At 37.7% G+C, this 20,613-nt stretch carries 23 protein-coding genes, 1 other RNA gene and 1 riboswitch; of the genes, 5 read left to right on the forward strand and 19 right to left on the reverse strand.

Features of this window, described 5'->3' with window-relative positions:
* Nucleotides 1-4 precede the first annotated feature (4 nt).
* The 18 genes from AADH04_RS09295 to rfaE2 all read right to left on the reverse strand — a co-directional run bounded on the left by AADH04_RS09295 (nucleotide 5) and on the right by rfaE2 (nucleotide 15,551).
* Complete coding sequence (locus AADH04_RS09295; RefSeq protein WP_434777010.1) at nucleotides 5-862, reverse strand: basic amino acid ABC transporter substrate-binding protein; 858 nt, start codon at nucleotides 860-862, stop codon at nucleotides 5-7.
* A 100-nt stretch (nucleotides 863-962) separates the two neighbouring features.
* Nucleotides 963-1,826: a basic amino acid ABC transporter substrate-binding protein gene (locus AADH04_RS09300; RefSeq protein ID WP_434777011.1), complete on the reverse strand. Its 864-nt coding sequence runs from the start codon at nucleotides 1,824-1,826 to the stop codon at nucleotides 963-965.
* Between the two features lie 31 nt (nucleotides 1,827-1,857).
* A complete protein-coding gene (locus AADH04_RS09305) occupies nucleotides 1,858-2,208 on the reverse strand; it encodes a RidA family protein (protein ID WP_434777012.1) in 351 nt (116 codons plus the stop codon).
* A 182-nt stretch (nucleotides 2,209-2,390) separates the two neighbouring features.
* A complete protein-coding gene (gene groL / locus AADH04_RS09310) occupies nucleotides 2,391-4,034 on the reverse strand; it encodes a chaperonin GroEL (RefSeq protein WP_434777013.1) in 1,644 nt (547 codons plus the stop codon).
* Between the two features lie 49 nt (nucleotides 4,035-4,083).
* Nucleotides 4,084-4,371 carry a co-chaperone GroES gene (gene groES, locus AADH04_RS09315; RefSeq protein ID WP_434777014.1) on the reverse strand — a complete coding sequence of 96 codons (288 nt, stop codon included), beginning with the start codon at nucleotides 4,369-4,371 and terminating at the stop codon, nucleotides 4,084-4,086.
* Nucleotides 4,372-4,518: 147 nt separating this feature from the next.
* Nucleotides 4,519-5,613: an MraY family glycosyltransferase gene (locus AADH04_RS09320; protein WP_434777015.1), complete on the reverse strand. Its 1,095-nt coding sequence runs from the start codon at nucleotides 5,611-5,613 to the stop codon at nucleotides 4,519-4,521.
* A gap of 167 nt (nucleotides 5,614-5,780) precedes the next feature.
* Nucleotides 5,781-7,109, reverse strand: a complete 1,329-nt coding sequence (locus tag AADH04_RS09325; RefSeq protein ID WP_434777016.1) for an ATP-binding protein — start codon at nucleotides 7,107-7,109, stop codon at nucleotides 5,781-5,783.
* 2 nt (nucleotides 7,110-7,111) lie between these two features.
* The gene (locus AADH04_RS09330) at nucleotides 7,112-7,789 is read right to left on the reverse strand and encodes a response regulator transcription factor (protein ID WP_434777017.1); all 678 of its coding nucleotides are present in this window, start codon (nucleotides 7,787-7,789) and stop codon (nucleotides 7,112-7,114) included.
* A gap of 139 nt (nucleotides 7,790-7,928) precedes the next feature.
* Nucleotides 7,929-8,108: non-coding RNA, 6S RNA (ssrS, locus tag AADH04_RS09335), on the reverse strand.
* Nucleotides 8,109-8,116: 8 nt separating this feature from the next.
* Nucleotides 8,117-8,425: a cell division protein ZapA gene (locus AADH04_RS09340; RefSeq protein ID WP_434777018.1), complete on the reverse strand. Its 309-nt coding sequence runs from the start codon at nucleotides 8,423-8,425 to the stop codon at nucleotides 8,117-8,119.
* Nucleotides 8,418-8,732, reverse strand: a complete 315-nt coding sequence (locus tag AADH04_RS09345) for a hypothetical protein (protein ID WP_434777019.1) — start codon at nucleotides 8,730-8,732, stop codon at nucleotides 8,418-8,420. Before AADH04_RS09345 ends, AADH04_RS09340 begins: the two co-directional genes overlap by 8 nt.
* A 53-nt stretch (nucleotides 8,733-8,785) precedes the next feature.
* The gene (locus AADH04_RS09350; RefSeq protein ID WP_434777020.1) at nucleotides 8,786-9,727 is read right to left on the reverse strand and encodes a cobalamin-binding protein; all 942 of its coding nucleotides are present in this window, start codon (nucleotides 9,725-9,727) and stop codon (nucleotides 8,786-8,788) included.
* Nucleotides 9,728-9,730: 3 nt separating this feature from the next.
* The gene (locus AADH04_RS09355; protein ID WP_434777021.1) at nucleotides 9,731-11,617 is read right to left on the reverse strand and encodes a TonB-dependent receptor domain-containing protein; all 1,887 of its coding nucleotides are present in this window, start codon (nucleotides 11,615-11,617) and stop codon (nucleotides 9,731-9,733) included.
* A 122-nt stretch (nucleotides 11,618-11,739) separates the two neighbouring features.
* Nucleotides 11,740-11,933, reverse strand: a riboswitch (cobalamin riboswitch).
* 197 nt (nucleotides 11,934-12,130) lie between these two features.
* Nucleotides 12,131-12,571 carry an META domain-containing protein gene (locus tag AADH04_RS09360; protein WP_434777022.1) on the reverse strand — a complete coding sequence of 147 codons (441 nt, stop codon included), beginning with the start codon at nucleotides 12,569-12,571 and terminating at the stop codon, nucleotides 12,131-12,133.
* Between the two features lie 67 nt (nucleotides 12,572-12,638).
* Complete coding sequence (locus tag AADH04_RS09365; protein ID WP_434777023.1) at nucleotides 12,639-13,421, reverse strand: hypothetical protein; 783 nt, start codon at nucleotides 13,419-13,421, stop codon at nucleotides 12,639-12,641.
* Nucleotides 13,418-14,146, reverse strand: coding sequence for a type III pantothenate kinase (locus AADH04_RS09370; RefSeq protein WP_434777024.1), 729 nt, complete (start codon nucleotides 14,144-14,146; stop codon nucleotides 13,418-13,420). Before AADH04_RS09370 ends, AADH04_RS09365 begins: the two co-directional genes overlap by 4 nt.
* Nucleotides 14,143-15,057 carry a biotin--[acetyl-CoA-carboxylase] ligase gene (locus AADH04_RS09375; RefSeq protein WP_434777025.1) on the reverse strand — a complete coding sequence of 305 codons (915 nt, stop codon included), beginning with the start codon at nucleotides 15,055-15,057 and terminating at the stop codon, nucleotides 14,143-14,145. Before AADH04_RS09375 ends, AADH04_RS09370 begins: the two co-directional genes overlap by 4 nt.
* Nucleotides 15,054-15,551 carry a D-glycero-beta-D-manno-heptose 1-phosphate adenylyltransferase gene (rfaE2, locus tag AADH04_RS09380; RefSeq protein ID WP_434777026.1) on the reverse strand — a complete coding sequence of 166 codons (498 nt, stop codon included), beginning with the start codon at nucleotides 15,549-15,551 and terminating at the stop codon, nucleotides 15,054-15,056. The genes AADH04_RS09375 and rfaE2 overlap by 4 nt, the downstream gene beginning before the upstream one ends.
* Nucleotides 15,552-15,945: 394 nt before the next feature.
* Between rfaE2 and AADH04_RS09385 the strand changes: the two genes are divergently transcribed.
* Together AADH04_RS09385 and AADH04_RS09390 are read left to right on the forward strand one after the other, a co-directional pair.
* Nucleotides 15,946-16,428 (forward strand): pilin, encoded by a 483-nt coding sequence (locus AADH04_RS09385; RefSeq protein WP_434777027.1) that lies wholly within the window; start codon nucleotides 15,946-15,948, stop codon nucleotides 16,426-16,428.
* A 421-nt stretch (nucleotides 16,429-16,849) separates the two neighbouring features.
* Nucleotides 16,850-17,332 (forward strand): pilin, encoded by a 483-nt coding sequence (locus AADH04_RS09390; protein ID WP_434777028.1) that lies wholly within the window; start codon nucleotides 16,850-16,852, stop codon nucleotides 17,330-17,332.
* A gap of 78 nt (nucleotides 17,333-17,410) precedes the next feature.
* Here AADH04_RS09390 and AADH04_RS09395 read toward each other — a convergent pair whose 3' ends face one another.
* Complete coding sequence (locus AADH04_RS09395; protein WP_434777029.1) at nucleotides 17,411-18,841, reverse strand: beta-barrel assembly-enhancing protease; 1,431 nt, start codon at nucleotides 18,839-18,841, stop codon at nucleotides 17,411-17,413.
* 170 nt (nucleotides 18,842-19,011) lie between these two features.
* Between AADH04_RS09395 and AADH04_RS09400 the strand changes: the two genes are divergently transcribed.
* The 3 genes from AADH04_RS09400 to rsfS are packed head-to-tail and all read left to right on the forward strand — an operon-like array spanning nucleotide 19,012 to nucleotide 20,603.
* Complete coding sequence (locus AADH04_RS09400) at nucleotides 19,012-19,581, forward strand: beta-class carbonic anhydrase (RefSeq protein ID WP_434777030.1); 570 nt, start codon at nucleotides 19,012-19,014, stop codon at nucleotides 19,579-19,581.
* Between the two features lie 52 nt (nucleotides 19,582-19,633).
* Nucleotides 19,634-20,212 (forward strand): nicotinate (nicotinamide) nucleotide adenylyltransferase, encoded by a 579-nt coding sequence (gene nadD, locus AADH04_RS09405; RefSeq protein ID WP_434777031.1) that lies wholly within the window; start codon nucleotides 19,634-19,636, stop codon nucleotides 20,210-20,212.
* Nucleotides 20,213-20,219: 7 nt separating this feature from the next.
* Nucleotides 20,220-20,603, forward strand: coding sequence for a ribosome silencing factor (gene rsfS, locus AADH04_RS09410; RefSeq protein WP_434777032.1), 384 nt, complete (start codon nucleotides 20,220-20,222; stop codon nucleotides 20,601-20,603).
* Nucleotides 20,604-20,613 lie beyond the last annotated feature (10 nt).

Below are 20,613 nucleotides of genomic sequence, written 5' to 3' on the forward strand. Positions count from 1 at the left end.
TCTTTCACTGTATGGCAGAAACGTCAGATACCATCGTTTCTTGATGAGAAGCTGTTGATGCTGTTTGTGTGTTGTCTTTTTTAGAACCAAAATATTTCCGATAAATTTGATCATATGTGCCATCTTCTTTGATCATTTTTAGCCCTTTATTAAGGTTATCCTGTATATCTTGACGCCCTTTTTTTATTGCAAAACCATAGAATTCTTGTTCAAATGCTGGATCTGAAATGGTTTTTAATGATACTTCAGGATTGTTCTTGATGAAATTTTCGACGACACCAAAATCGCCAATGCAGGCAACAACGCCACCTGCTGCTAACTCTTTTAGTGCCAAAGGCAAACTTTCAAAACGTTTGATGTGGGTACTGGTTTTCCCTTGAATTTTTTGTGCAGCAATATCACCTGTTGTGCCATTTTGAACAGAAATTACATGATTTTTTAAGTCATCCAAAGTAGTGATGTCTGTATTGTTGCTTTTAAGAGCGATCAGTTGGCTGGCTTCGAAATAAGGATCAGAAAAATCCATGGATTTTTTGCGCTCATCTGTGATGGTGACACTAGAGGATACAATATCACTATCCCCTTGCTCGAGTGTATTGAAAATACCTTCCCAGGCAGTGTTGATGTATTTTACTTTAAAACCCGCTTTTTGCGCCATTGCTGAAAGAATATCGACACTAAAGCCGACTATTTCACCATTTTCTGTTTGTGATTCAAAAGGGGCATAATTGGCGTCAATGGCTACTTTATATTCAATCACATTATGGGTTAAGTCAGATGCGCTTGTCTTAGTTTGATCATCTGTGGTTGATTTTTGGCAGGCCGTTAATGCCAGTAAACTTAATGCAAATAAAGAGGCCATAAGCCATTTTCTTTGTTTCAACAGCATGTGCTTCCTTTTGTGATTAATTATTGATGAAATACATTTGGATCAAGCGGTACAATTGTACCGCTTCATTTGTTTATTGCGTATCTAAGACAGCAGAGGCTGCTTGAGCAGAAGGTGCTGTGGCTTTTTTCTCGCCGAAATATTTCTTATAAATTTCATCGTAAGTGCCATCGTCATGAATTATTTTTAGGCCTTCGTTGATTTTTGCCACTAAGTCAGGGCGTCCTTTCTTAACCGCAAAACCATAAAACTCTTTTTCAAAAGTATTGTCCATCATGGTTTTTAAATGGATATCTGGGTTATTTTTAACAAAATTTTCCATCACCCCAAAGTCTCCAATCGAGGCTTCTACACCACCTGCTGCGACTTCTTTTAGCGCCAAAGGCATACTTTCAAAGCGTTTGATATTGGTGCTGGTTTTCCCTTGTAATTTTTGAATCACAATGTCACCTGTTGTGCCATTTTGCACAGAAACCGTTTTGTCTTTTAAGTCATTAAAAGAGTGTACGCTTGTATTGTCATCTTTAATGGCAATCAGCTGTGTGGCTTCAAAATAAGGATCAGAAAAATCCATGGTTTGTTTGCGCTCATCTGTGATTGTCACACTGGCTGCGACAATATCAATATCACCTTGATCCAAAGAATTGAATATACCTTCCCAAGATTTTTGTACCATTTTGATATTAAAGCCTGCTTTTTGTCCTGCGGCTTCTAACACTTCAATTGAAAACCCCGTTAATTTGCCATCTGTGTCTTGGAATTCAAATGGGGCATAAGCTGCGTCAGTGGCCGCTTTAAATTCAATAGTTGTATTGGTCGCTGTCGGTTCACTTGCGCCACTGTTGGCATTTTGTGTGGTTTCAGATTTTTGACAAGCATTTAAGGCAAGAAGACTGGCCAGTATGATTGGTGCCAACCATTTTTTTTGAGTCAACATAATTGTGTCCTATCCGTGATTAAATTAAGTTTTATTTTGTTTTGGCAATAATTTTAATTTCTAATTTCCATTCGGGTTTTGCCAAGTTGGCTTGTACACAGGCTCGGCAAGGTGCATATCCTTCTGGTAACCACCTATCCCATACTTCATTCATCTCATCATAATCAATAAAATCTTTTAGGAAAATAGTCGCATCAATTAATCGAGTCTTATCTGAACCCAAATCATGTAAAAGTGTATCGATCTGTGCCAATACATTGGCTGTTTGTGCCTTGATATCATCATGGATATTAGTGGGAACTTGACCAGATAAGAAGATAAGGTCTGAGCTAATCACAGCTTCAGAAAAACGAGTTTCAGTTAAATGGCGTTTTATAGTCATAACTGTCCTTTAAGTTGGGGAATATAAGAAAAGTATTGAGCAAATCATTATAAAGCAATTATTGTTAAAAAAGGGGTGTTGTGCTTAAGATTTTTTGAGTAAAAATATTCATCAGAACAAGAAGTATATAAAAAAAGCAGCTGACACAAATCAGCTGCTTTTGTTTTTTGATGGGATCGGATTTACATCATGCCGCCCATACCACCCATACCGCCCATGCCACTCATGTCTGGCATTGCTGGTTTGTCTTCTGGAATTTCCGCAATCATGCAGTCAGTTGTTAACATTAAGCCTGCAACAGAAGCGGCAAATTGAAGAGCAGAGCGAGTGACTTTAGCTGGATCCAATACACCCATTTCAATCATATCGCCATATTCGCCTGTTCCAGCATTGAAACCGAAGTTGTCTTTACCTTCTAAAATTTTATTGACCACAACGCTAGGCTCATCGCCTGCATTAGCAATAATTTGACGTAAAGGCGCTTCAATTGCCGCTAAAACAATGCGTGCACCAGCTTCTTGATCTGAATTGGTGTAGTCAATTTTGCCTAAGTTTGTGCGTGCACGAAGCAATGCAACACCACCACCTGCAACAATACCTTCTTCAACTGCTGCACGGGTTGCATGTAAAGCATCTTCTACGCGTGCTTTTTTCTCTTTCATCTCAACTTCAGTTGCTGCGCCTACTTTAATCACTGCAACACCGCCTGCTAATTTAGCAACACGTTCTTGTAGTTTCTCTTTATCATAGTCGCTTGTTGCCACTTCAATTTGTTGACGAATTTCAGCAACGCGGTTTTGAATGGCAGCAGAATCCCCTGCACCATCAATTACGGTGGTGTTTTCTTTACCAATTTCAACACGTTTTGCTTGACCTAAGTCTTCTAAAGTCGCTTTTTCTAAACTTAAACCAACTTCTTCAGAAATAACAGTACCACCAGTCAAAATAGCAATATCTTCTAACATTGCTTTACGGCGATCGCCAAAACCAGGTGCTTTAACCGCAACGGTTTTTAAAATACCACGGATATTATTAACCACTAAAGTCGCTAATGCTTCGCCTTCCACATCTTCTGCAATAATCAGTAAAGGACGGCTAGATTTGGCCACTTGTTCCAAAACAGGCAGTAAGTCACGAATGTTGCTGATTTTTTTGTCAAAAAGCAAAATGAATGGGTTGTCCATTCCAGCAATTTGCTTTTCTGGTTCGTTAATAAAGTAAGGAGATAAGTAACCACGATCAAATTGCATACCTTCTACAACATCTAATTCGTTGTTTAAAGATTTGCCATCTTCAACAGTGATCACCCCTTCTTTGCCTACTTTATCCATTGCGTCTGCAATAATTTTGCCAATGTCTTCATCAGAGTTTGCAGAAATAGAACCTACTTGAGCAATTTCTTTTGATGTTGTACAAGGTTTAGAGATTTTGCTTAACTCTTCTACCAAGCCAATAACTGTTTTATCGATCCCACGTTTTAAATCTGTTGGGTTCATGCCAGTTGCGACAAATTTCATACCTTCTTTAACAATAGCTTGAGCCAAAACGGTTGCTGTTGTTGTACCATCACCTGCTTCATCCGCAGTTTTTGAGGCAACTTCTTTCACCATTTGTGCGCCCATATTTTCAAAGCGGTCTTTAAGTTCAATTTCTTTAGCAACAGACACGCCATCTTTAGTGATGGTTGGCGCACCGTAAGAGCGCTCTAATACAACGTTACGACCTTTAGGGCCTAATGTTACTTTTACTGCATCAGCCAGTGTGTTGACACCGTTAACCATTTTTTGTCGCACGTTATTGCCAAATTGTACGTCTTTAGCTGCCATGTTTTTGTCTCCTGAATTTTAGAATATTTCTTTAAATCTTTGTGTTTGTTTATTCAACAATACCCATGATGTCTTCTTCACGCATAACCATCACTTCTTCACCATCAACTTTAACGGTTTGGCCTGCGTATTTACCAAAAATTACTTTATTTCCTACTTGTACATCTAATGGACGACGTTCACCATTCTCAAGTATTTTGCCATTACCTACAGCCATCACTTCACCCATGTCTGGTTTTTCTGCTGCTGCACCTGGTAATACAATGCCTGAAGCTGTTTTTTCTTCTGCTTCTAAACGTTTTACGACCACGCGGTCATGTAAAGGACGAATAGCCATATATACTCTCTCCATTAAATTATCTAAAAAATGAAGCACTTTTCTAGGTGCTTAGGTATTAATAAAAACGAGCAATAAATTGCTCAGAATTAAATGATGTTTACAAGATGTGGGTAAATAGTTGAGTTTCAAGAGTGCGATATAAAATTATTTTTTTCTGATGATCAACCACTTAGGGGTTTTGAAACGAATCAGCATCATATAAATCCATATATAACCCATGACAAACAAACAGCAAAATAAAATCAATATGGGCGTATTATCCCAGAATAAACAGGCAGGAACCACCGATAAACTTGCTAAAGCCCAAAGATAAGGGGAGGTTAAACTATTGCGCTCCAGCATATCTTTTGTTTCCTTCGAACCAATTGCCCAGCGAACCAGTCGTTTATACACCAACATATGTAAATGCAGACCATCTGGTAAACCGGGCGACATTTTGCGGATAAATTTCTTACGGTAAATGGAAAATAGCGTTTCCATAACTGGATAAATGACCAATAACATTGGAAACCAAGGGGATACTTTTTCGTGAGACATAACCAGTAAAACGGAAATTTCTGCAACTAAAAAGCCCACTAAGTAAGCGCCCCCATCGCCAAAAAAGATTAAACCTCTAGGATAATTGAGTACAAAAAATCCCCCAATGGCACCAACCAGCCCAAGAGAAACACCACATAAAATAGAATCATTTACTTTATAGGCAACATAGGCTAAGGCTAAAAAGATTAACATTGCCACCATACTGGCAAGCCCATTGTAGCCATCAATAATATTAAGTGCATGGGCAATGCCACCAACAGCGACGATAGTCAGGATTAAAGAAAACGCCCAGTATTGGTGTAAAACATAATCAATACCGGGTAAGCTTAAACGGGACAAGCCTGCATTGAGCAACCAAAAACCTAAAGCTGCGGCAACAAATGTGGCCAATAGCCGTGGCATAGGCCCTACTTTTTTGGTTAAATCTTCAATTAAACCAGCAAAAAAAGCAGGTAAGGCAGAAAGAAGCAATAGCCATACGGCTATATTGTGCCATTTGAGCATGGCGCAAATTAAAGTGGCAATAAAACCAATGATGACAGGAACGCCGCCAATTCTTGGTACAGGGGTAGTGTGGAACTTTTGTACGCCTGTTACATCCTGATCCATGGAAAAACGGCCATGTACGTGTTTAAATCGTACCAATAAAATGGCACAACTGATTGAGGCAAAAAAAGCAATAATTAAAATAAGAAGCATAACAATTAAGGGTAAATTTTATTTATATTTCGTGTGTTAATTTGGGGTTAAATTTTTTGGCGTAGTCGTGATTACCCGCCATCATAATTGATGACCTATTTTTTGTCTTTTGTTTACAGCGTAATTTATGTTTTTCTTTATCAAGTGTTGTTTTCTTATGATAGGGTTTAATTTACTAAGGTAATGATCATCATCAGACCATGGGGGGACACATTTTGGGCGCGTATGGTACCATGATGGCGCTCAATAATTTGCTGAGTAATCGCCAGTCCAAGCCCTGTACCTTTGATGTGTTGGGTTGCATCTGCACGATAAAATGGTTCAAATAAATGCGCTATCTCTGCTTCATCAACCCCTGGGCCATTATCTTGAATTTGAATAATAATGTTTTGATTTTTTTGGGTTAAATGGATAGAAACTATGCCGTTTTGCCCACTGTAAAGACAAGCATTACGCACAATATTATCAAAGGCGCGATACAATAAGGCCTCATTGCCTTGAAATAAGATGGGCTCAGTAGGTTGTTCTAATGAAATTGTTTGATTGTTTTTTTGTGCCAATTCATGGCAGTCGTCTAAGAGTTGTTCAAATAACTTATTGATATTAAGCTCTTCTAATTGAATATGGGCGCTATCGGTTTCTAATCTGGCAAGCGTGAGTAACTCTCCGATTAAGGTATCCATGCGAATCAGTTCAGCTTCAATACGACCCAGGTTTTTTTCTCGTTGTTCAGTGGATTGCTGTCTGGCTAAATCGACTATTGCCTGTAAACGTGCCAAAGGAGAGCGCATTTCATGTGAAACGTGGTGTAACAAATGTTGTTGGGATTCAACCAGTGTTTGTAATTTATTGGCCATATTGTCAAAGTCATTGGCCAATAATGCCAGTTCATCTTTTCGCTTGCCCATATTGGGCTTGATGCGGGTATCTAAATGGCCATCAGCCAAACGCTCAAAACCATTATGTAAAACGCTGATCGGCTTTTCCAAATAGCGCGCCAGAAAATAAGCCATAACCAATCCAGCAATAATAAAAATAATGGTTGCAAACCATCGTTTTTGTACGTCTGGTGGGGGAGGCTCCGCCTGTGTTGGGTTAACAATAAAGAATAAATAGGATTCCCCAAAATCATTATAGGCAATTCTGGCGTATGGATAGACTGGCTGATTTAACGCTCTTTCTTTCGCTGTTTTGATCGCTTGTTTACGAATGGGTCTGCCTAATAAATCTTTATTGTCTTCGTTAATGACATATAATTTATAGGGTACTTTGCGTTGTTGCCATGTTTGTAATAGTGAGGTCACGCCGTCCTCACCATCTAGATAAAAGATTGCCAAAGCATTACCTAAAAGCTCTGATTTTTTATGGGCTTCATCTATTTTTTTGCTTTCATCTATATTATTTTGTACTAACCAAAAGGAGGCACTGGTCAGACCAACTGAGCAGATAATCACAACACAAAACAGAGCAAAAACCCTATAAAATAGACGGCTCATGGTTATTCAACAATATATTGGTAACCCAATCCTCTGACTGTTTGAATCAATTCTGGCATACCTAATTTATGTCGAATGCTGGAAATATGAACATCAATACTGCGATCAAATTTAACCAATTTTCTTTCTAAAGCCTCTTCTGATAGCGTCTCTTTACTGACCACTTGTCCTGCATGTTTGACCAAGACTTCTAATAAGTTAAATTCTGTGCTGGTTAGATCAAGTGGCTTGTCATTAAAGCTAACTTGGCGTTTACTGCTAGAAAGGCATAAAGCACCTACAGTGATCTCTTTATTTTCAATAGTACTTTCGGCTTTAGATTGGGTTCGTCGTAAAATAGCATTAATTCTGGCCAATAATTCCCGTGGCGTACAAGGTTTAGGCACATAATCATCTGCCCCCATTTCCAAACCAATGATTCTATCAATATCATCGCCTTTGGCTGTTAACATGATGACTGGAATATGGCTGGTACTTCTGATGGTTTTTAAAACATCTAATCCACTCATTTTTGGCATCATAGAGTCTAAAATAACAACATCATAGGATTGTTCATTGACTGCTTTGACACCAGCTTCCCCATCATGAACAGCATGGACGATTAATCCTTCTGCACTCAAATACTCACTGATCAGTTCGGTCAACAAAATATCATCATCTACCAGTAAAATTCGACTCATTCTTTTAATGCTCCCATAACAGAGGAAAAATAATTGGGGAAATTCGATTATTGGGGGATTTTAGCAAAGTTTAGACAATTGTTTATAGTGTTAAATAAGATTTAGTATAAACAATAAGGAAAATAAACAAATTTTTAGGGGATCCCCCACAATGCCGTCCTGACTAATTCGTTTGAACCTGATCACCAGGTTGGCCGCCTTGGATGGTTTTTGGGCGCTTTTTCAAGAAAAGCGACACGCATACCATACGCGTTAGCAGCCAGAAAACGAACTTATTGGTTCAAAGAAATGTATGTCATCGCGAACATCGCAGAGGAAATTTAACCTTTAAAGTTCATTTGTGGTATCAGCACCTAGTGCTTCATCACATAATTCAATCATATGTCTCATTTTACGCTCAAATGTGCTGATTTCCAAGTCATCAGTGACTTTTAATTTCAAATAACTGTGGGTTATATTTAATGCCGCCATAATAACCATTTTGTCATGGTCTATAATTTGCCCACCTTGTGCGATTAGACTGATTTTATTATTTAATAAGTCAACTGCTTCAATAAGTGTCTCTTTTTCACTTTCTGGTGTATTAATGGTAAAGCGTCTGCCTAAAATAGACACATCTACTTTTGTATTACTCATGTGAAGCCTCTTTTGGCTCAGTTTCTATAACGGGAGCAGGTAAGTGTTTCATTAATGCCTGAATATCATGGATACTTTGCGCAATCAGACCTTGTAAATAATCGTTCTGTTGCTTGAGTTGTTGGTATTGTGCATCTTTTTGTGCCAATAAGTCTTGAAATTGAGCATGTTGCTCATGTAAATGAACATGCTCATCTTTTGTTTGTACCAACGCCTGCTGTAAAGCAGCATTATCGCTTTGCAACTCACGTAAACGCGCAACTAAGGTGCCGATTCGGGTTTCTAAATAGGTCAGTTCAGTTTTCATAGTGCCTAAGCATAGCTTTTTGGCTTTTTGAAGTCAACAGCGCTAGTGTTTCATTAAGTCCTTGTCTGATCTATTTGTTTACACAGACGTATTAAATCATCCAGTATCCCTATGCTGGGACGACTTAATTGTTTTCCTGTAAAGAAAAGTAAATGATTCTTATTGCTGGCAGTGATGGGCCATTTTTTCCACTGAGCTAAGTTGTTTTGATGGCTAATGCTCACAATCATATCAGGGTTCGTTTGGACAACTTGTTCCATGCTGACAGGAAAAGCGGGTTGTTTTGCTGTAGCAAAAACATTTTGTGCGCTACAAATGCTGAGCATTTTTCCTAAAAACGTTTGATTGTTGATGGTGTAAATTGGATCATTACTGACTTGGATAAAAATACGTATTGTCGGTTTGTTTTTATAGGTGTTTTGTATGTTGTGTAGTCTGTTTAAAAATTGTTGGCTGTTTTTCTTTGCCATATCTGTGTGGCCGGTTAAAACACCCATATCGTTCACTTCTTTGGCAATATCTTTTAGCTCCATTGGGTTAGATATATAGACAGGGATGCCCATTTGCCGTAACTTTTTAATTTCATTGTGTCGATTGCCATGGGTCCAAGCCAAAACCAGATCAGGTTTTTGTTGCAAGATTTTTTCTAAGCTGACTGTATTGTAGGCTCCAATTTTAGGGATGTTTTTCGTTTGATTGGTTAGGTCTGCACTGTTGACAATGCCTACTAATTTTGTTCCCGCGCCAGCGCTGAGCATCATTTCTGTTGTGTGTGGTGTTAAAGAGACAACACGGGTAGCAGGTTTCGCTAATCGGACAATAGTGCCTTCAGAATCTTTAATCGAAATAGGCGTTGCATACACTAAGTTGGAAAATATGACAAAAATACCAAAAAGAAGACATGCAATTATATTTTTGCTGAAACAAGACATGCTTCGTTTTGCAGTATAAAGCATGTCTTGTGTTGGGCGAATAACGAGATAAGATTTCATCATCAATTAGTTCTGGTAACTAATACGCCAAAAAACACTTTGACCAGATGTATTGTAACCATAAGCATTGGTATACCCTTTATCAAACAAATTTTCTACAGTAAAGCTTGTACTGATGCTTGGTGTCATTTGATAGCGTACCCCAAGATCCAAAGTTGCATAACCCGCATTGCGTACAGAAACCGTTTGCCAAGTCATATCATCACTATAAGAATCATATCCTTTGCCTTTTATATAGACATTGGCATTAAGCGTCCAATCTTCATTAGGCAAATAATCTACACCAATATTGCCAAATGCACGTGACCGGCGGTTAAGCACTTGGTTGGTGTTTTTATCGATTGGGTCTTGGTACGTGGCATTGGCCTTGAGGATGACGCTGTCACTTAATGAGGCTGCAACGCTTAGGCTTGTCCCTTTAATTTTTACTTTATTATTGGTCACAGTATGGTTGTTTTGATATTGAATTAAATTATCAATACTGTTGCGAAAAGCAACCCAGTCAATTTTTAATTTTTCTGGATGATAAGTTAAACCAATTTCGGTGTTATGGCTTTTTTCAGGTTTTAAGTCAGGGTTGCTCCAACCAGGGTAATATAACTGATTAAAAGTTGGTGCTCTAAACCCTGTTGCGTAACTTGCTCTAGCCGATAAAGTAGGGGTGAATTTATAACCATAGGCAATTCGCCCTGTTCTGGCTGAACCAAATTGCTCATTATCATCATATCGGGCACTGCCTTCTAGTAAGTGGTTCTTATATTGCCAATCAGCACCAATAAAAACAGCCTTGTTGTCTCTTGAATCTTTCTCATATATTGTGCTTGAATCAACCTTACTGCGTAACCAATCTAAACCAAATATGGCATTGATTGTATTGATCTTGCCATTTAAAATCCATGAAACATTGTCTGTCGTCGTGTTGAAAAAACCAGTATTGTCAGGGCGTTCACTTTCAAAACTTTTCGATTTGTCCTGACTTTTAGAATATTTTAGCGAACTGAATAAATGTTCATCAATCAGCGTATTACTGCTTTCAACAGTAAATTGGGTCAGCTTACTGTGTTCTTCATCTTGTTTGTAATCAGCTGGTATGGGTGGGTAAGCCATTGAAAATTTATAAGCATCATATTCACTTTTGCTTTTGCCAATATAAGCAGATGCTTTTATTGTTTGTCCCTTTAACCATTCATAATCCAATTTGCCCGTAAATGTCGTGTTTCGGTAACCATCATTGTCAGGATTATAAACATAAGCGCTGGCGTCTTTATTGGTGGTAGAAAAACCACCAGTATAATCATGGCTGACCATGGCTTGATAACCTAATTTGTTCCATTTTCCGCTTGCACCAGCAGATGCTTCATAAGTGTTTTGACTGCCAATCCCAATGCTGGCACTTTGTGTATGTGTATTGCTTGGTTTTTTTGTGAATATTTGAATCACACCACCTATGGCATCCGCACCATAGATACTGCTGGTTGAACCCCTTACCACTTCAATTCGATCGATTTGTTCTAGGGGAATGTGTTGAATGGCAGCGGAACCTGTTGTGGCAGAAAAAAGACGTACGCCATCAACTAATACAATACTCTGTTCACTGGATGTACCACGTAAAAATAAATTAGTTGCTTTGCCTCGACCACCAGAAGAAAATGTTTCCACTCCTGTGACTTTATTGAGTAAATCTGAAACAGAGCGGCTACCACTATTTTGGATATCCGATTGTGTGATCACAGAGACATCTGATAGTGCATTGCTTACTTTTTGTGCTGTACGCGTTGCTGTCACAATAACATCATTGTTGTCTAATGTGGTTGTGGTGCTGGTTGTTGATTGTGCAAAAACAAATCCAGTTGGCAGTAATAGACTTAAACTGAGAACAGATAATTGATTCATGTGTGTGTACCCTAAGTATATAAAAATATAGATACCGAGAGCAGAAAGAATATCAAGAATTGGTTAGAGATGTATTTAACCAGCCAAGATATCGCCTCCCCGCGATACTTAATTAAACCTAAATGGCTATTGTTCCTTAGGACGGTCTTCGGACTGTATGCATAAGTGCTGGCCTTCCCATAAAAAATTTACAGTGGCGATTGAGCACTGAGTTTAACGAATACATTAAACACATATTACCGATGCGGGGGCAGTGTAGGCTTTGCACCTACTTCCCGTTTCCTAAAAACGTGGGCGCATCATAACATGTCTATTCATTTAAAGGGAGTTGATTTAACTGATTGTTTTAAATAAAGACAATTTCTGGGTAAAAATCAAACAATTTTTTTATTAAGTTTAATGTATTGAATCATTTCGATGACTTAAGGCAACAACCAATAGGCAAAAACAAAAGGTGTTTATAAAAAACAGCAGATTATGGTATCTGCTGTTTTGCGTGGGATAGGGGATAAATTATCTTACATAATCAGCTATGGTATACACAAAAGTATTTTGACTGTTTTTTAACGTAAGGGTTTTGCCATCAAAGCTGATTGTTGCACCATCAGATAAAGTCTTGAATAAAGCGCTTTCTATTTGATTTAAAGTAGGCTCACACATCATACGGGTTGCTGCAAGATTAGGCGCACTGAGCACATTATTATTTAATTGTGCTTGTCCATTAAAACGGTTACATACGGCGCCACTAATATGCATCCCTTCTGCAAATTCTAGGTTAGGGTTTTTATATTTATTGTCAGTTGGTAACGTTTGACCATTAAATTGAAGCAATGCAAAATTACGATGTTGTAGATCCGTTGTTGTCACCGAGTTTGAATGGTTTTGTGGCATGCTGGTACACCCTGTTGTGATTAATAGAGCAGCTAAAGCACACAATGACACAGTTTTTTTCATTTATCTCATCCTTAAATTAGGTGTTTGTTTCATCCATAAATTTGAGCCAGTTAGTCCATCATACCGCTTAAGGGCATTTGTTTGCTTTGGCTTTTACATGTTTTTTCAAAATGGCTTGTACATTTTGTGCTGCTTTTTCTTCCATTGGTTTAAAGTGTAATTGATAAACAATAATACTGCTTTCTGGTGCGGGAGCTGGTTGTGTACTTATTTTTTCTGTAATCGTCACTTGAGTGAACCCTGCATTAAACGCTTTTTCTTTAATACTTAATGCACCATTGGCTTTACGAAAAAGCCCAATTGAAATTTGGTTGCCAATAACGCTGGTGTCAAAACCTTTTGCTTTTAAATTGGCTACTTGTGCTTCAATATCGCCCGATGCGGGTAAATGAACCCAGTATAAAATATGTTCAGTTGGTGAGGCAGGTACTTCTTTTTTCGTTTTTTCAATTTTTTTTGTTTGATAAGGAAAAGCCGATAATTGTTTTTTTATGGATTCAAAAGATTTTTCATCCAGCTCAACTGTAGCAAAGCATAGTTTAACTTCTGGTTCTTCTTTTTTTTCAATTTCTGGTTCAAAAGCTTGTGTCACTTCAGAAGCCTGTTGGGGTAAAAGTGCTTCACTTGCTATTAATGTCTGATTATCTTCTATCACTTCCTCAACAATTGGTTCGCTGCTTTGTTGATTTGGCTCTGCCAAAGTCAGCCAGTCAGCGTGAATTTCCCGTAATTGTTCAGAGGATACCGCACTCCCTGATTCACGACCATGCTTGGGTTTCAATAAAAAATAACCCAACACCAATAGATTGATGATGATTAAGAGGAGAAAAAGATACTTCATTTTTTTCATAACTGATTTACCCAACGCGCCAGACCAAATAAAACAAGATTATCTACGGTTTGCGTATCTTTGTCTAAGAAAGGATGCAAAATTGTGGCATTGCCCCCTGTTAAAATGGTTTTTACTTGGTTTGATTGACAAAATTGTTGTAAGCGTAATTTTTGCTTGTCAATTGCACCACATGCTGCATCAATAATACCTGTTACAATAGCATCGGCTGTATTTCGTGCAAAATCTTGATGTTGTCCCAAAGCTTTATTCAAATGAGCGGTATTGTGGGTCAAAGACTGATGCATCAGGTGGATCCCTGGTAAAATACTGCCGCCTAAATACTGCTGATCATCGGTAATGGCATCCACAGTAATGGCTGTGCCACTGCTTACAACAATTAAGGGTTGATCAGGGCAAAATAAACGGGCACCCAATACATTAAACCAACGATCGGGGCCATGTTCCTCCTCGCGTTCATAATGGTTGGTGATACCAAGGGCACTTTTTTGGCTTTTTTGCCACGTAATGGGTTGTAGGCTGCAATCATCAATTTGTGTTTGTTTTTCTGTACCACATACCGCCACGCCAATGATGCTCTTTATATTGGGTAACGACTTTAATAGTGTTTGAAATGTGTCCAAATGCGTATAAGCACAAACACCAAAATCAAAAGGTGTTAATGTCCCTTCAGATAGTTGCGCCCATTTTAAATGGCTGTTTCCCGCATCAAGTAATAAAATCATTCAGAAGACTCACTGCGTAAACTGACTTGTCCACTGGTGAAATATCGTTCACCCTGAGATGTTTGTAATAAAAGAGCGCCATCGTTATTCACCCCCAACATGAGGCCTTGTGCCAATATTTGTCCATTCTGCCACAGTGTGACATTTTTGTTGTGGTCTCTGTTGGCATTTAAATAAGCGGTTTTAAATGGTTCAAAACCCTCTTGTTCAAACTGGGTAACCGATTGGTTTAAAGCCAATAAAAGGTAACTGGCTAAATTATTGGCTTGACATTGTGGGGCAAAATCCCAAATGCCCAAAGTGGTTCTGTCTTCTATGGTAGGAGCCAATAAATTCAGACCAATACCAATAATAGCCATTGTGCCTGTTAAAAGAGCAAGGCTTTCAACCAAAATTCCCCCCATTTTTGCCTGTTCAACCATCAAATCATTTGGCCATTTTATTTGTGCAGGTATATTTAAGGCTGTTAAAACCTGCCATGTAGACAGTGCGACCACCAAGGGTAGGGCAGATAATTGTTGTTGTGGTTTTTGAAAATGCCAAGCCAAGCTAAGTGGTAAGCTCCCTCCAGTAGAAGTGCTCCAGTGCTTGCCTTGTCTGCCTTTTCCACCTGTTTGTCTATTGGTTAAAACCGCTTGACCATGATTTAACTGTTTATTTTTCGCCAGATCCAGCAAGTATTGATTGGTTGAAACACACTCTGGCAATACACTGACTTCAATAGGTGTGTAGGACATTTTCTGATTGATTTTGTCCGCATCAAAAAAAGCTTCAGTTTTGCTTGGATGCTTGGCTAAATAATATAAAGACAATACCTTTTCATAAGGTAAGGCCAAAAGTTCAGCTGCTTTTTTCAAATTAATTGTTGGCTCATTGCGAAGCAGAGCCTGTAGTCGTTTAAAATCTGTCATAAAGCAGTATGTCGAATAGCATGTAGTGTTTTGGTTGTGGAGGTTTGATGTAAAAATGGAATAGAAAACACTTTGCCACCTCGGGCAAGTGTTTCTTTTGAACCCACAATATCTATTGTTGCCCAGTCACCCCCTTTGACTAAAATATCTGGCTGAATCGTTTCTATTAAATGAAAAGGAGTATCTTCATCAAACCATGTCACTAAATCCACACTTTCTAATGCAGCAATAACTGCTAACCTGTTTTCTAAAGTATTAATGGGTCTGTCGTCTCCCTTACCTTGACGCTTAACTGACGCATCTGTATTCAAGGCCACAACCAAATAGTCACCTAATGCTTTAGCCTGAGCAAGATAGGTTACATGCCCTCGATGTAAAATATCAAAGCAACCATTAGTCAAGACAATTGTCTGATTAAGCTTTGATAATCTCAATAAAGTTTCCCCAGGTGGGCAGATTTTTTGTTCAAATAAAGGTGGGTCAGGAATAGTCATTGTTTGAGGTTTTATTGTATTAATCATATGTTAAGGTAGGAGTATAAATTAAAGGTGAGCATATCTCAAAATATACTGTTTTGTTGTGACGTGATTTTTATTTTAATTGCGTTACAACTTATAGGGAAATATATTTATTTTAAAATGTGACTATTTGTTAATGTAAATTTAATATTATTAAATGTTATTTAAAAAGTCAGCTATTGACAATAAATGTCACTTTTTTATTACATTTTTTATTTTAAAAATATAAGTCATTGTAATTAAATTATTTTATTTTTGGCACGGTCTTTGCAATGTATTAGGCAAGTAACAATTTTTTAGAATTTTTTAGTTTGGTTTAGCAAGTTTTAAGTTTGTTTTTCCAAAATTTTATTTTTTCAGGAGATTTTAAATGAAAGCAATTCAAAAAGGTTTTACATTAATCGAGTTGATGATTGTAATCGCAATTATCGGTGTTTTAGCAGCTATTGCTTTACCAGCTTACAATGACTACATCAGTGGCGCACAAGTTACTCGTGTTTATGGTGAAGTGGCTGCATTAAAAACAGCAACAGAAGCTGCTATTTTTAATGGTAAAGAGCCAGTGTTAAAAGAATCAGACGTTCAAGATTCTAAAACACAAGAGTTTATTGGTTGGATTGGTTCTAATATGGCTGATGAGAGTGTTGGTACCAGCGGTTTAGAAATTGACAATGCAACTGCAAACAATGTTGAATTGACTCTAACTATGGGTGGCAATGCAGGTATTGATGTAAAAGGTACTAAATTGATGCTAAAACGTGCAGCTGCAGGTGGTTGGAAGTGTGAAATTGATGCAGCTGGTGCTACAGGTTGGAAAGACAAATTTGCACCTAATGCATGCGAAATTCTATAATTATTTGCACTATTTATTTTATAGTGTAAAGATTAGTTTTAAGTAAAGGAAAAGGGCAACTGAACGAGTTGCCCTTTTTTTGTTTCTAGAAATTTTATCATTGAATTTTTTTTGGGGATTTTATTTGTATTTTACGCTTAAGGGTGTTGATGGATGTTTATTAAGTAATTTATGTAGTAGTATATTTAATTGTATAGAAAATTTTAAATATAAATAAATAGTATATAAAAAGTCAGCTGTTGACAATAAATGTCACTTTTTTATTGTGTTTTTCATTTTAAAAATATAAGTTATTGTAATTAAAATGTTTTATTTTTGGCATGGTCTTTGCAGTATATTAGGCAAGTAACAATTTTTTAGTTTGGTTTAGCAAGTTTTAAGTTTGTTTTTCCAAAATTTTATTTTTTTCAGGAGATTTTAAATGAAAGCAATTCAAAAAGGTTTTACATTAATTGAGTTGATGATTGTAATCGCAATTATCGGTGTTTTAGCAGCTATTGCTTTACCAGCTTACAATGACTACATCAGTGGCGCACAAGTTACTCGTGTTTATGGTGAAGTGGCTGCATTAAAAACAGCAACAGAAGCTGCTATTTTTAATGGTAAAGAGCCAGTGTTAAAAGAATCAGACGTTCAAGATTCTAAAACACAAGAGTTTATTGGTTGGGTTGGTTCTAATATGGCTGATGAGAGTGTTGGTACCAGCGGTTTAGAAATTGACAATGCAACTGCAAACAATGTTGAATTGACTCTAACTATGGGTGGCAATGCAGGTATTGATGTAAAAGGTACTAAATTGATGCTAAAACGTGCAGCTGCAGGTGGTTGGAAGTGTGAAATTGATGCAGCTGGTGCTACAGGTTGGAAAGACAAATTTGCACCTAATGCATGCGAAATTCTATAATTATTTGCACTATTTATTTTATAGTGTAAAGATTAGTTTTAAGTAAAGAAAAAGGGCAACTGAACGAGTTGTCCTTTTTTATTTTTTAAAAGTTTGGTTTTTGATTAGTGTGATTTTTGCTTCAATTTGTGATCTTAAATAAAAATCTTCTTGATTTGCTTTCAGTGCCATTTCATATTGTTGTAATGCACCTTGATATAAACCTTGATAATAATAGGCATCTCCTAGTGCGGCATAAGAATATAAAGGTTCTTCTTCTCCATAAGTAGTTGCCAATAACTGATAAAGCTCAGGACGGTTTTTGTTGTTTTGTAATTGTTTTTGAATCAAAGAACGCGCTTCTATTTTTTTGTCCAGCGATAATAAAGTTTCAATCTGGCCATAAACCAATAACTTATTATTTGGGTAAGTACGTAAAGCTTGAGTATAAATATTTTGTGCCTGAGTGGGGCTCTTGTTTTTAAGGGCAATTTTTGCTGCTAGATCTAAAAATAGCGGTTGATTCCCCAATTGTTGTTCTGCCAGATTTAATTGTTGTGTCGCTTCACTTAGCTTATTTTGTAGATAAAGTGCTTTGGCAAAACCATAATGCTGAGCGCCTTCATTTAGGTATTGCTTAGCCCGAAGAGAGTCTGGGTAATAGCGAACCGCTTTATCTGTACCTAAGGCATCCACCCTTAAATGTTCCCGAATTAAAACAAAGTCAGTTGAATCCGCTTTTAATTTAACTGGGTAAGCTTGTGCTAAGGTTTGACTTTCACCAATACGTTCAGTAGTCACTGGGTGGGTACGTAAAAAGGCATAAGAATTATTGTCATTATGGCGATTGGCACTTTGTAGACGGCTAAAAAATAAAGGCATAGCTCGCGCATCAAAGCCAGAGTTGGCCAAATATTGCATGCCTATTCGATCAGCTTCTCTTTCATAGTCCCGGCTATAAGACAGTTGTTTGGCAATAGCGGCGCCAACACCTGCTTGAATTAACCCACCTGCTGCATCAACATTACCTTGGCTGGCAGCCAAAGCACCAGCTAGGACACCAGCCAAAGCCAACAAGCTGTTCATGGTGCTGCCTTCTTGCATTCGTGCCAAATGTCTTTGTGTAACATGTGCCATTTCATGGCCTAATACAGAAGCCAACTCTGATTCGCTTTGGGCATTGATTAAGAGGCCTCTATGCACACCAATATAGCCACCAGGCATGGCAAACGCATTGATGCTATTGTCGTTGACCCCAAATAAAGTAAAGGTGTTCTGGTTATTGGGAATACCTTGGCTCAGTTTCAGTCCTAATTCATTTAAGTAGGTGTTTACAGCGATATCGTCAGTAACCACACCTCTCCTCAGTAATTCTTGATACACTTGTTTGCCAACTTGCTCTTCATCTTGGCTGGAAAAAACAGTTTGTGAGGAATCCCCAATACTGGGCAAATTTTGTGCAACACTAAGTGGTGTTGTACCGATAGAAAAACCAATAACAATTAAATAGGGTAAAAGCTTTTTATTCACAACTTTCCTTTTATTAAAAATTGGTTGAGGTTTCATTGAATAAATAAAAGAAATAATAGTGTTTTTTATGTTAGCATGTTTTTGCACAAGAATATGGCTCTTTTAACCCATTCGTGTGAAAATATAATGACTATTTTTGTTAAGTTTTGTTAATTAAAAGAAAGAAACAAATGAGTGTTTTGGATGAAGTTTTAGCCTTTAATCAGGAATTTGTAGACTCAGGAGAGTATGCACAGTTTATCACCAATAAATTCCCTGAAAGACATGTTGCTATTTTGTCTTGTATGGATGCGCGTATGGTGGAGTTGTTGCCTAAAGCTTTAGGGCTTAAAAATGGTGATGCAAAATTGATTAAAAATGCAGGAGCTCTTGTCACTCATCCTTTTGGCTCTGTGATGCGTAGTTTATTGGTAGGCATTTATCAGTTAGAAGTAAAAGAAATTCTGGTCATCGCCCATATGGATTGTGGTATGCGTTCACTTCATGCTGATGAAATTTTAAATCGTGCCAAAGAAGCAGGTATCACACAAGAAGCAATTGATACATTGATTAATGCAGGTATTGATCTTGAGTCTTGGTTAAAAGGTTTTGATAATGTTGAAGACAGTGTACGCCATACGGTCAGTATGATTAAAAAACACCCATTATTTCCAAAACATATCCCTGTCCATGGGCTAGTCATGCATCCTGCTACAGGTAAACTGTCTACTGTTGTACATGATCGTGATGCCGCACAATAGAATAGGTATTTTTGGGGGGACATTTAACCCTATCCATTTAGGACACCTTAAAATGGCAGAGGTGTTTGCCAAAGAATTACAGTTAAATAAAGTCTATTTTGTCCCCGCTGGTCAACCATATCATAAGCCATTAGACACTCGTATTACAACGGATGATCGTTTGGCTATGGTTAAGTTGGCAATTGAGGGCAACCCTTTATTTGATTGGAGTGATTGCGATATTTTGCGTCCAGGTAATACCTATACAATAGACACCTTAGTCAGGTTTAAACAGCAAGTTGGGGAGCAAGGTGAATTATGGTGGTTAATGGGCTCTGATTCTTTATTGCATTTACACTCATGGCATGAGTTTACAAAAATTTTCCATGTGGCAAATTTGGCGGTTGCTGTAAGAGAAGGTTTTGAGTGGGCAAAGCTTGATCCAGTCGTACAAGAGTTAGGGCAAGAAGCATTACAGGCTTACCGCTTGGGAAAAACAGTAAATCACGGTAAAATGTGTTTTTTGAGTATGCCGCTTTATAATATTGCTTCAAGCCAAATACGTCAGGCGATATCGTCATCTTCTGATGTCAGTCAATGGATTAGTCCTTCAGTAGAACAATATATTAAGCAACATAAACTTTATCTTTAGGAAAAATATGAATCAGGATGCAATAAATAATGTAGTCCATATCGCGGTGACAGCATTAGAGGATGTTAAGGGAAAAGACATTATGGTGTTGGAAACAGAGAATCTGACTTCTTTGTTTTACCGTTTAATTGTTGTCACAGGGGACAGCAACCGTCAGGTTAAAGCACTTGCTCGCAATGCAGAAGAAGCATTAAAAAATGCAGGAGTTGATATTATTGGCGTAGAAGGAATGGAGTCTGGGGAATGGGCTTTAGTCGATGCTGGTGACCTCTTAATTCATGTGATGTTACCTGCTGTTCGAGATTATTATGATATAGAGTCTTTGTGGGGTGGAGAAAAGCCATCTTCGGATTCAGCCGCTCATAAACCATGGAATCCAACAATTTTATAAGTTACAAGCA

The organism is Neisseria sp. Ec49-e6-T10 (assembly GCF_051132615.1).
Lineage (GTDB): Bacteria > Pseudomonadota > Gammaproteobacteria > Burkholderiales > Neisseriaceae.